We start from the raw sequence: 12,291 nt of genomic DNA, 5'->3' as shown, positions 1-12,291 counted from the left end.
GCCCCCTCTCACGAACAAACAACCGTCCAGCTACCATCACTACCCGGCTCTGAGCTTGTCCACCAGTTAGCTTGGTAAATGATTCCGTTGTGAACCACTTTATCGCCCGTATTTGCGTGGCTTGAGTTACCGGCCCAATCTTTCTGAGGCAGATCTGGGTACACAGTTAAGCCTGCAGTATCACAAGTACCAGGGTTGGTGCCACCATCGCCAGGGTTACCGCCGCCAGAGCTGATATCACCTAAAGGTAGATCGGGTTGCTCAAAGCTAAAGGCATAATCGACACCACCTACGTTAACGGCATAATTAGCAGGGCCTGAAATTGGTAAGTAATACACCATGTCGAGCTCATACACGCCACCAGCAGGCAGCTCTTTCCATGCAGGTAATGTGAAGGCTACGCGGTGCATAGGCCCGTCTAGTCCCCCAATGTTATCCGCACGAGTGTGACCCGAAGCAATCACAGTTAAACCACCACCAGATTGATCTTTCGCGTTATCTGGTGCCGATACTGGAATATCAAATTGGAACTCAGTACCGCCAGGCAGCGCTTGACCCGTATTGTTGGTAAACGTGATCTTAGGATTGATTGGATAGTTTTGGTCACCGACTTTGAAGCCACCAACCGATACTGCAATGTCTAATGCTTCGGTAGGAATTGCGCCAGTCGCTACTTTGTTTCCGTATGGGGTTGCCGACTTAAACTTATCGTAGATAGCTTTAGTCATAGTATTACCCATGTGGAACTCACCGTTACCGCTGTTACACGCTTGCTCTGTGGTATCAACCGTTGTGCGGTTGCCACTTGCGTCAAGTACATAACAGTTGTAGTCACCAGCCAGTTCCCAGAACATGATGCCGCCGATTTCCTTATCGATAACGTAGTCCGCTTTCACATTGATAGATTCTTTATCTTCCGTAGAAAGGAACACGCCTTTTTCAGCATTCCATAGCCAAGGTGCAACCGCTACGCTGTCGTAGTTACGCGTGTAAGTACCTCTTAAAACATCCGTTGGATCGTTTACAGGATCAAGCTTGTAAGCATCCGCATAAGAACCCCAAATGCCTTTCTCTAGGTTCTTCGCATGCCACATAGGGTTCGAACCTGCGCCCATTTCGTTTCCTTTAGGGTCAGTATCGTGCCACATGTTATCGATACCAATCGCGCCGTGACCACAGTTGTTCTTCTCGCCTTCACCTGTACCAGCAGCACATTCAGATTGATTAGGCAGTGCAGCTCGGCCCCAAAGACCATTTTCACCACCTGTTACACCCTGCCAACCACGCGTGTAGTAAGGCACACCGATATTAATACGGCCAGCAGGCATTGAACCGCGGAAGTAATGGTAAGCCCAATCGGTATTCAGGTAGCCAATACCGCCATAAGCCGCCGTGTCGTATACGTTCCACTGGGCTAGCTCTGAATCTTTACCTGTGTCAAACAAGGCAGCGTTATGGCCGACGTGGTCGTTCCAAGCACCGTGAAGGTCGTAAGACATGATGTTCACGTAATCAAGATATTGAGTGACATCGAATGTTTCCATACCACGCAACAGGTAACCAGAAGAAGGTGCCGCGATAGTCAACATGTAGTGTGTTCCATCTTCAGCAGACGCCACATCAATCTTCTCACGTAGTACTTTCATCAACACTTGGTACGAAGCCCATAGGTACTGGCGACGTGGTTCCATGAAGTCTTTGTCGTATGGGTTACCCGCGCCTGCCATTGAGGTTGGATACTCATAATCGATATCTAGACCGTCGAACTGGTACTTACGCAGCATTTCAACGGCTGACGTCGCGAATGTTTCGATACCTTGATGGTTGATTGAACCATCAGCATTGGTCGTCATGGTGTAGAAGCCACCATCAGCAACACGGCTGCCGTCTGTGGCAAAGTGACCGCCAGTCTCAGCCCACCCACCAATTGAGATCAACGTCTTAACACCGTGTTTTTTCTTCGCGGTAGCGAGCGCACCAAAGTGACCTTTAAAGCCTAATGCCGGGTCAACCTCTACTCCTGGCCACTCTCTCCCTACGGCCGCATTATTTGGATCATTCACATCACCAACATTCACTTTGCCATCTGAACCGATGCTCACGAACGCGTAGTTAATGTGTGTGAGTTGTTCCCAAGGAATGTCATTCACTAAGTAAGCCGCTTGTGGGTCGTCCCCTGCACGCCAGCTCGTGAAGTAACCAATCACACGACGAGGATGATCCGCGCCCATTTTCTCTCGGCCTTCATCATCGTAGATTGTACAGTAAGGAACATCGACGCCCTGCGTTTGATACAAGCCATCAGGACGACATGTACTCACCGTTGGAGCACCGTTCACGTTCAAAGAAGCCAAAGCTGAATCCGTTGTTGCGCCTTGATCGTCGGTCGCTTTGGCGTAAACAGACAAAGTACCTGCTTGAGTGGTTGTGTAGTCAAGCGTATACGGGCTTGTTGCAGCCGTTCCAACTAAAGAACCTGCCACATAAAAATCGACTTTATCAACCGTACCATCACTGTCTGCAGCTGTTGCAGTGAGTGTAACCACACCACCTACATCAACAGAAGCCGCTGAAAGTGCAACTGATACCGTTGGCGCTTCATTGCCAGGTTGCAGTGAATCAACAGAAACAAATACCGCGCTTGCTGCACTCGCTGTACCTTCATTATCTGTTGCAACAACAGAAACCTGATGGTTGCCCGACGTTGCAGTCCAAGCCGCTTCGAATGGTGCCGCTGTTACTACTGCGACGGAAGTACCATCGACAAAAAATTCTACTGAAGCAACACTGCCATCAGCATCGAGTGCTGTTGCACTTAAGATGACATTGTCGCCCTCAATGATCACATCGGACGCAGTTGGCGCTGTTAACGAAGCGGTTGGTGCTTCATTTGGCGTACCTCCGCCTCCACTACACACATCAATTTTTTTCCACTGAGCATAGTCACCCTCGAATTGGCTCGGATTGTTATTTTTATTCCAGTAATTCGCTGAATACGCGCTGCCGTCATGTGAAACCTGATCACCACCGGTGTATACCGTGGCTGAATCCCACGCTTCTAACGTTGAACAATCAACAGCCGCGTAGCTGTTGAACGCCATTAAGCATGACGCGGTGAGTGTACTGAGTGTAAAAACCTTTTTGGCCACTCTTCCTTGGTTTAGGTGCATTTATGTATCCCTTAAGTTGTTGTTTCAAGATGTTTAATTTCGATCGTATTCGCACGACCACTTAAATCTCTTCGCAAAACAACTTTAGGCAACAAAGCTAGTCGCGCACTGATAACATTCACTATTTATAAAATGACTCGCAATTATTTGCTTACACTCTGCAAGAACTCGACACTTATTTTGCACCAACAACTAATAATAAATTTATTTCGATAACCTAAAAAATAACTGCTTATCACACCAAAAAGCCACAAATACAACATGGACAAACTGCATTCAAAGTAACCAAAAAGGATAGATTTATTGAAGGAATGGATTTCTTTTTGCAATTCGCCGACTTTCTAGTGACAGATATGTTAGGATTTGCGGCTTTTTTGACGAACCTCACATTTTATAATGGAGATGTGCGGGAAATACACAGGCTTCACGGCCAAATATAGCGAAGAAATAATGTCTAACTTGACGCAAGTCGCCAACGAAAACATCAACGCAGAATCTACTTCTATCAACTTCACTAAAGCCCAATCTTTGGGTGAAAAACTAGAACTCGGAAACCCAGTGTTCTGGCTAAGCGGCAGTTTTTTAACTCTCTTTGTCGTTCTTGCTTTTACCAATACTTCAGCTTTATCTGAGCTGGTCAATATCGGTTTTAACTACTCAACCCAGTGGTTCGGCGCTTATTGGCAAGTGCTCTTGCTGCTCAATTTTATTCTCGGTTTGGTGCTAGCACTGGGCCGTACAGGGCAAGTTCGATTAGGAGCACTTGCCCTACCAGAAATGTCCACGTTCAAATGGATGTCGATAGTTCTCTGTACCTTACTTGCCGGTGGTGGTGTATTCTGGGCTGCAGCTGAACCTATCGCCCACTTTGTTTCTGCTCCACCTTTTTATGATGAAACAGATCCACAAACTAAAGCACTCAATGCGCTCTCACAGTCTTTCATGCACTGGGGTTTTCTTGCTTGGGCAATATTAGGTGGCTTATCCTCTATCGTGCTCATGCACCTACACTACGACAAAGGGCTTCCTCTAAAACCTCGGACTCTTCTTTACCCTGTGCTTGGCGATAGGGCAATTAATAGCTGGATTGGTAACGTAGTCGACGCGTGCAGTATTGTTGCTGTGGCTGCTGGGACTATCGGTCCAATTGGATTCTTAGGACTTCAAATCAGCTATGCGTTAAGTGAACTGTTTGGAATCTCAGACAGCTTTGCTACACAAAGTGTCGTTATCCTGTTTGCTATTGCCATGTATACCTTGTCCGCATTGAGTGGCGTGAATAAAGGCATCCAACTGGTTAGCCGCTATAACATTATCTTATCGGTGTGCTTAATCGGTTACATCTTAGTTGTCGGTCCAACGAGCTTTATCGTAGACGGCTACCTACAAGGCATGGGAGAAATGGTCGATAACTTCATCCCTATGGCACTTTACCGTCAAGATACCACATGGCTCGGAGGCTGGACGGTATTCTTCTGGGGTTGGTTCTTAGGTTATGGCCCAATGATGGCTATTTTCATTGCTCGTATTTCACGCGGGCGCACCATTCGCCAAATGATGGTTTCAATTAGTATCGTTGCTCCCCTCGTCACCTGTTTCTGGTTCAGCATTGTTGGCGGCAGTGGCTTAGCGTTTGAGTTAGAAAATCCAGGCGTAATTTCTGATGCATTCGAAGGTTTCAACCTTCCGGCTGTGCTGCTCGCTATTACTGCGCAACTTCCATTCCCGACTCTGATCGCGATTCTATTCCTTATCCTCACTACCACGTTCATCGTCACAACAGGTGACTCAATGACCTACACAATAAGTGTCGTGATGACAGGTACAACGGAGCCGAATGCAGCAGTACGTACCTTTTGGGGAGTTGTTATGGGTGCGGTAGCTATTGCACTTATCTCTATGGGTTCTGGCGGTATCTCTGCTCTGCAGTCGTTCATTGTGATTACCGCTGTTCCTGTATCATTTATCTTACTGCCATGTTTATGGCACGCACCTAAGATAGCGACGCAAATGGCAAAAGAGCAAGGCATCGCTTAATACCAACGCCGCCTAATCTAGGTTTCGTGTTTCGAACAAAAAAGCCACTCGCGTGATTCACCTGAGTGGCTTTATCTTATCTGTTCAATTGTTTCAACATCACAAAACAGGCGCGTTGTGGTTAAGGAAACAACACATCTTTGAGGGTTAGACATTGATTTTAAAGGGTGTAAATATGATCAGCGTAGCGCTTGCCACCAATGGTGTAAGCGTCTGGCACGACCTCTTTGAGTGAAAAACCACTTTTCAGTAACACTTTCTCAGACCCAATATTGCCCTCTGTTACAATGGCTTGAAATGACGTAATCCCTTGCTCTTTGGTTGCCCAGCTAATGAGAGCCTTTAAAGATTCGGTACCAAAGCCGAAGCCGTGAAACCGCGGCAAAATCAGATAACCAACTTCCGCAACACCCTCGACCATACGAAAGCCCGTCACACCGATCTTCTCGCCATTCTCTTTGTTTGTGATAGTAAGGCAAAGCCAATGTGTCGAATCTTTATTCCAAGCAGGCAATCGCGATTCGAAAGCTTCTTTAATATCGGCAGGCGATGGCTCATCGAAACACAGTCGGATCACCTCTGGCTCACGATTTAGAGACTGAAAAAGAGCCCAGTCTTCGGTTGTGATTTGAGCCATATTGAGTCTATCTGTTTGGATGATCATTGCGTCCTGTCCTTTTTGAATCACGATTAACAGGCAGAGTAAGCCTACTCAATTTCATATGCAACCTATAACATTTTTATTTTCTATATATAACAGATATTTAAACCCTCTCCTCGGCAACGCATGCTAACCATCTATAGGGATTAGTCAGTGTGAATTTCGCGCTTGAGCGTCTCTTTGATGGGCACGTATTGATAGACATCAAAAATTTGTAGCTAGATCGAGAAAGCCTCAACAAGTGGACCTTGCTGAGGCTTTTTGAACTTTGGGTATTTGCACAACTAACGTGAAGTTAATTGGTCGCTCATCTCTTTAAAAGAAAAGCTACTTGGTCGTATTAGTAAGAACGTAATCTGGACCCGCTGTTTCTGCTGTCACAATCGCAAGTTTAGAGACATCCGCGCCTCTACCTCGGTAAGCGTTGATGCCGTTTTCAACCGTTACTTTTGGCAGTTCAACTGAGTAGCTTCCGATCAATTCAGATTCAGTTACCTGACCAACGTACGTCTCATCACTGTAAGTTGCTCCAACCAATGGGAAATCTTGTGTTGCGCGAACACTCACAAACTCAGGTGTTTTTGAGTTATCAACCACGTTGTTGTTGAATGCGATGTCAACACCAGCATAAATACCCTCGACTTCTGCGTTGTTGAACAGGCTCACACGGTGGCTCTGATTTCCATAAACAATACCCCACTCAGTATCGACCAGAGAGTTGTTTTCAATGGTGATATTTTTCGGTGTCCATTGCTTATTAAGTTCCTTACCTTTCACCGATTGGTCAAGCTGCTCGCCGTTCGCTACATCAATAATGCCCGTATTAATTACAATACCACCACGCAAGTCTGCATTGCCCTCAATCACACCATCACGGCCACGAGTATTGGTAATGTAATTGTTACGAATAACATGATCTTCATCGTAGATACGAACACCGCCCGTTAAGCGTTTTTCGTTCCCAAGAATCATGTTGTTTTCAACGGTATTACCCTTACCATGACGAAGTGAAATGAGCGCTGTACTTTGGAAAATGGTGTTGCCTGCGATTGTGTTGTCACCCGATTTTATAGAGATAAGCTCGCGCTCACCATCCATATCAATCATTAGGTTGTTTACAAACTTAGAGCTTGAGTCCCACTGTGAAGACTTAGAGTCACCAATTCGGATCGCTTCCCAGCTATTTCCGTTGTAACGAATGGCTTCTTTGATATCGAATTCATTGAACTGATTCGGTTTCTGATCCATGAAAATATTATTCGCAATCAAATGATTATCTGGCGTGTCATCTTTTTGAACACCAATCAATGTACCGCGCTTTTGCTTACCTTCAAAACGGTTGTTGATCACTTTTCCATCTTTGCCCCACAGCGAAACCCACAAGAATTTAGGGTACTCAGAGCGGCGCTCATCTGGCTCGTACGTGTAATCATGGTTGAAATAGTAAAAGGTCGAATTTTGAAGGGTGTTGTTATTACCCATCATACGAACCGCACCAAAGCGCTCGTTTGGACCACCTTCGGTAAACACTAAACCGTCTAAGGTAATATCATTACCTTTTAGTTCGAATTGAACCAAACCAGTGAGCCACGCCGCACCCGCCTGCTCAGCTCTAATAGTAATATTGTTTGCAGTGATCGTCACTTGACCCAGATTTGTGTACTTTCCATCAGGGATAACCACTTCATCACCATCTTTCAAGTTTTCAAATTGCGCTTGTAGGGAAGCGACTTGCTCTTCTGATGCTACTGGAAGTGTGTTGCCATTCACCTCAACTAAACGATCACTGTTCAAAAGGTAGTTTCGATCGATGTCATTAATCACTGGAGCGGATTGATCTGCTGCACTCAGCACTAGTGATGTGTTCTCTTGAGTCGTACAGCCCGTAGCAAAAGCCAATGTAAGCGCGCTAACAATGCTTACCGAAACGAATTTTTTCTTCATCTTACTTCTCACATTAAATAATGGATTAACAAATTAACCGCCACCCAGACGGGTAAATCTTCTAATTACACTGCTCTTGTGGCTTTTTATTACTGCTTCTTTTTGAGAACAATATAGATAGATGACAAGATAATTTGTACTACAATACTTCAAATGCGTGACGACGATCCTGCAGTTTTAGAGTTGATTTATTGGCAATAGAAACCGCCTAACTGAATGGGTGATAGGACATGCAAAATCTCAATAACTGAGCTCTAAACTACACATTTTCTTACATTTAGACCAGAACGAAATACTTATTAATAAATTGATAGGATCTATCAAGACAAGCTTTTAAATAACTTAACTTGAGTGTTGGTCATGTAAATCCCCCACTTTAGTTTTGTATTACAAATAAAAGAGAAAAACCTACAACAGATACCCACTTTGTAGTCGCTATACGTGAAAAAGTCAGCCCTGAACGGAAGAAGTACAGAGAGAAATGGGGTTACACAACGATTTATACTGCTCTTGGCGTGATGTTAAAGTGGCGTTTGAATTCACGACTGAATTGGGATGGGCTGGAATAACCGACTCGACGAGCCGCATCGCTAATACGCACGCCTTCCAGTTGAATCAGCTCTTTGGCTTTGTTAAGCCTTACTTTCTTAAGATACTGAAGTGGTGATTCAAAAGTAACGCTACGAAAAGCACTATGAAAAGCAGAAACACTCATGTTTGCTTCTTCAGCGAGAGATTGAACGGTAATGGTTTGATCGTACTCTTCATGTACCTTAGACAAAGCTTTCGCCACACGAGCGTAATGTCCATCATGATGAGCAAGATCAAACAGAACACGCCCTTCTGATCCCGTGAGTGCACGGTAAACAATCTCGGTAACGATAGCATCACCAAGAATATTAGCTTCTATGTCGCAATGGAGCATTTTCACCAATCGCTTAAAACTCTCTAACATCGCCTCTTCCATCGGTGTGGACTCTAAACCACTCGCGTTTTGTTTGTGCTTGTTACAGTAGCTTTCTAAAAAGCCTTGGTCTTCGAGCTTTTTCACCAAGCTATGTAGCCGTTGGGAGTCAATATTAATCGATAAACCTAACAAAGGTTCATCATCAACAGGCAGTGCTTCACACTCTAACGGCATTGGCACACCGACAACCAAATAATCGCCTGCTGCATAAGTAACTGGCCTGTCACCTATGTAGATGTTCTTCTTACCTTGCCCCAACATGATGATGCCAGACTGATAGGTGAATGGCTGACGATGATTACCACGACTGCTTCTGTACAGCCAAACACCTTCGATACCCGTTTCTCTGATCCCCTCTAGATCATCCCAACCTTTATATTCAACGTAGGATTGTAGTAACTGAGCGAGAGTCTTCATAGATGGTTATTTCCCGTGCTGGTTGCGAGCCGATATCAATTAGAGAATAACAAGATTGTAGAAATAGGCAATTTATTTGGAGGATTTACTCTTCATTACACTAATTCACTGTACTAATATGCAAATATAGAAATTGAGCAATCAATCAGGATAACAAGTTCCGATTTACACAAGGATACAATGATGCAATTTACATACGTTAACCCAACTGTGATTCATTTTGGTAAAGGCCAGATCAACGCAATCAGCCAAGCTGTTGATACAGATAAGAAAGTACTTGTCATCTACGGTGGCGGTTCAATTAAGAAAAATGGCGTTTACGACCAAGTTGTGAACGCTCTAAAAGATCACTCTTGGATCGAGTTTTCTGGCGTTGAAGCCAACCCAACCAAAGAAACACTAGACAAAGCGGTTGCTATCGTTAAAGAGCAAAACGTTGAATTCATTGTCGCTGTCGGCGGCGGCTCAGTAATTGATGGCTCTAAATACGTTGCTGCAGCAGCAAAATATGACGGTGACGGCTGGGACATCCTAGCGGGTAAACACCAGATAACTGAAGCAACACCAATCGGTGCGGTACTGACACTGCCTGCAACGGGCTCTGAATCTAACAAGGGTGCTGTAATTACTCGCAAAGAAACGCAAGAGAAACTGTCATTTATGCACTCTTCTGTTCAACCTAAGTTTGCGGTAATGGACCCAGATGTCATGAAGTCTCTTCCAGAGCGCCAGCTTATCAACGGTCTGGTCGATGCATGGGTACACGTATGTGAGCAGTACATTACGATGCCAACAGAGGCGATGGTTCAAGACGGCTATGCAGAAACGCTACTAAAGAACCTACTTGTACTTGGTAAGCAATATGATGAGCGTGATAACGACTCATGGCGTGCAAACCTAATGTGGACAGCAAACCAAGCCTTGAACGGTCTGATTGGTACTGGCGTTCCTCAAGACTGGGCAACACACATGATCGGCCACGAGTTCACAGCGCTTTGGCATGTAGACCACGCGCGCTCACTAGCCATTGTTCAGCCTTCACTTCTACGTAACCAGCTAGAAGTAAAACGTGGCAAGCTGGAACAAATGGGTCGTAACGTGTTTGGCCTTGAATCTGGCGCAGATCTAGCAGAGCGTACCATTGATGCAATCGAAGCCTTCTACCACAGCTTAGACGTCGCAACTCAGTTCGACGGCTATGAAGCAAGCAAAGAAAGCGCAATTGATAACGTTATCGCTCAACTAGAGTCTCACGGTTATGTAAAACTAGGTGAAAACCAAGCGATTACTCCTGAGAAAACGCGTGAAATCCTAGAATCAGCGATTGTGTAGGCTATTATTTTAACGCACGCGTTGGGTTAATTCATAAAAACAAGTTCGTTGATACAAGGCGCGACAACGTTTTTTAATCAAACTGAATCAAACGCAGATTTCTTACGTTTCAGAAAAGCAGCTCCCAGTTTGGGCGCTGCTTTTTATTTAGCCGAATGATCTAACGAAATTCTCATAAGCTCTTAATTTTATGTGCAATCATTTTTTTATGTTGTTAAGTTAATTCATTCCGTAACTACAGATGAACTGCAAATTGAACGCAACTTCTCAGATGATTAAGTTTACGTCACTTAACAAGTGGTATGGTGATTATCATGCCCTAAAAGACATTGATTTAGCTCTCTATATCACTTGCTTATATTGCTCGCTCTTTCATCTAATCGTTTCCCCGTATCAAACTTTGTCAGCATTGCACCAGATAACGAATCCTGTTCGGATTCTGTATACATATTATTTTTTAAAAATGGAGTTATATAAAATAACAAATATTATACAAAGTAGAATAATAGGCAACCAGGTATTTATTAAAAGAAGTGATATATTGTCTGTACCCCGTATGAGTCCTGTCGTCTGGACAAAACTATCGACCTTAGACAATGACAAATAATCACCCCAAATACTGACCAAACCTAAAGTCTGAATACAAGAAATAACGAAAAGAATGGTGCTTTGCCTCCTGTTTATCCTCTCCATCTTTCTTTGATACGATCTTTCTATAAACTCTTTAAACGAAGATACATAGTTATTTATCTCATCTAAGGACTCCTTTATTGTCCAAGCTGATTCGATTTTTGAAAATACTGATTCACTATCAGATTCAAAGTACATTTTCATATCTTGGTTATGAATTCTAACCAACTCAAATTTATTTATATATTCATCTATTATGTGAATATTGCTATCATTTGAAAAGTCTCCCAACAGTACCTTCCTATTTAAGTCATCCATCAATGACGTAAATTGATGAACTGCACTCCATATAAATTGAGCATGATATAGTATTGGAAAATATCTATAATAGTCATCAAACTGACTTGATATTATAGTATGAAATCTACCATGAAAAGCGAACTCTACTTCACTGTTATTTAATAATGTTATTTTGTTGTTTTCAACCCTCTCAGCCATTTGATTAGAGTTTAAAATTAAGTTTCTATATTTCGATTTATTAACCTCTGATATTCCATCAACCATCAAAGATATATTCCCGGTGTTTTTATATATCTTGGGAGATTCATCTCTACTTAAATTCTTTTTGAATATTGATTCAATTTTATCTAAACAAACTTTTCTTACTTCTGAAGCCCAGTCTCCTATTTGACTAGAACTAGATTCTTGAACTAGGAGGTTTCTAACTGTGTTGTAGAAATTGTGTCTAAACTCATGGTCATAATAATTATCAGAGAACAAATGTTCTATACTTTCTTCATTGATATTAAAAGCAAATTCATAAATGAGAGTAAAACTAGACAACCGCTCATCGAACATTAGTGAAAAATTTACGGAGTCAGTATCTAAAAAATCAACTAGAGAGTACTGATCAAAAACTTTGAAACGACTTGATTTTAAATCATCCAAGAGAAGCTCTGATTTAAACTTAACTCCTGATATTATAGAGTTAAAATGTTTCGCACGAGAGTGAGTTTCCAAAAAACTCACAACCCAAGGAATAGAAATTTTTTCGTAAGACTTTACTCTCACTTTTCTGTTCACTAAGTGTTTGAAAAGCTCAACTGGTATGTCTATTGGTTGAACGCACATTA

The 12,291-nt window shown here is 43.2% G+C and carries 7 protein-coding genes and 1 pseudogene; 3 read left to right on the top strand and 5 right to left on the bottom strand.

Going from position 1 to position 12,291, the window contains the following annotated elements:
- Window positions 1-8 precede the first annotated feature (8 nt).
- On the bottom strand, window positions 9-3,170 hold the full coding sequence (locus tag AC6I7V_RS19110; protein ID WP_498011913.1) for a chitinase C-terminal domain-containing protein: 3,162 nt from the start codon (window positions 3,168-3,170) through the stop codon (window positions 9-11).
- Window positions 3,171-3,620: 450 nt separating this feature from the next.
- Here AC6I7V_RS19110 and AC6I7V_RS19105 point away from each other — a divergent pair, with 450 nt between their 5' ends.
- Window positions 3,621-5,207, top strand: coding sequence for a BCCT family transporter (locus AC6I7V_RS19105; protein WP_498011912.1), 1,587 nt, complete (start codon window positions 3,621-3,623; stop codon window positions 5,205-5,207).
- A 160-nt stretch (window positions 5,208-5,367) separates the two neighbouring features.
- Here AC6I7V_RS19105 and AC6I7V_RS19100 read toward each other — a convergent pair whose 3' ends face one another.
- The 3 genes from AC6I7V_RS19100 to AC6I7V_RS19090 form a co-directional block, all read right to left on the bottom strand.
- Entirely contained in the window at window positions 5,368-5,871 is a 504-nt protein-coding gene (locus AC6I7V_RS19100; protein ID WP_498011911.1) for a GNAT family N-acetyltransferase, read from the bottom strand.
- 324 nt (window positions 5,872-6,195) lie between these two features.
- Complete coding sequence (locus tag AC6I7V_RS19095) at window positions 6,196-7,812, bottom strand: polysaccharide lyase 6 family protein (protein WP_498011910.1); 1,617 nt, start codon at window positions 7,810-7,812, stop codon at window positions 6,196-6,198.
- A 499-nt stretch (window positions 7,813-8,311) separates the two neighbouring features.
- Complete coding sequence (locus tag AC6I7V_RS19090; RefSeq protein WP_255231952.1) at window positions 8,312-9,196, bottom strand: AraC family transcriptional regulator; 885 nt, start codon at window positions 9,194-9,196, stop codon at window positions 8,312-8,314.
- Between the two features lie 183 nt (window positions 9,197-9,379).
- Between AC6I7V_RS19090 and AC6I7V_RS19085 the strand changes: the two genes are divergently transcribed.
- Window positions 9,380-10,528, top strand: coding sequence for an iron-containing alcohol dehydrogenase (locus AC6I7V_RS19085; RefSeq protein WP_498012378.1), 1,149 nt, complete (start codon window positions 9,380-9,382; stop codon window positions 10,526-10,528).
- 241 nt (window positions 10,529-10,769) lie between these two features.
- Window positions 10,770-10,871: pseudogene (glnQ, locus tag AC6I7V_RS19080) on the top strand (glutamine ABC transporter ATP-binding protein GlnQ); the annotation flags it as partial.
- 107 nt (window positions 10,872-10,978) lie between these two features.
- Here glnQ and AC6I7V_RS19075 read toward each other — a convergent pair.
- Window positions 10,979-12,229, bottom strand: coding sequence for a hypothetical protein (locus AC6I7V_RS19075; RefSeq protein WP_255231953.1), 1,251 nt, complete (start codon window positions 12,227-12,229; stop codon window positions 10,979-10,981).
- Window positions 12,230-12,291 lie beyond the last annotated feature (62 nt).

This window comes from Vibrio sp. KUL70, assembly GCF_059725515.1.
The sequence above is the reverse complement of the archived record's forward strand: the minus strand, read 5'-3'. Positions and strand labels throughout refer to the sequence as shown.

Excerpts from the sequence above, each read along its gene's own strand:
- AC6I7V_RS19110 (WP_498011913.1), bottom strand. The coding sequence starts at position 3,170 with ATGCACCTAAACCAAGGAAGAGTGGCCAAAAAGGTTTTTACACTCAGT.
- AC6I7V_RS19105 (WP_498011912.1), top strand. The coding sequence starts at position 3,621 with ATGTCTAACTTGACGCAAGTCGCCAACGAAAACATCAACGCAGAATCT.
- AC6I7V_RS19100 (WP_498011911.1), bottom strand. The coding sequence starts at position 5,871 with ATGATCATCCAAACAGATAGACTCAATATGGCTCAAATCACAACCGAA.
- AC6I7V_RS19095 (WP_498011910.1), bottom strand. The coding sequence starts at position 7,812 with ATGAAGAAAAAATTCGTTTCGGTAAGCATTGTTAGCGCGCTTACATTG.
- AC6I7V_RS19090 (WP_255231952.1), bottom strand. The coding sequence starts at position 9,196 with ATGAAGACTCTCGCTCAGTTACTACAATCCTACGTTGAATATAAAGGT.
- AC6I7V_RS19085 (WP_498012378.1), top strand. The coding sequence starts at position 9,380 with ATGCAATTTACATACGTTAACCCAACTGTGATTCATTTTGGTAAAGGC.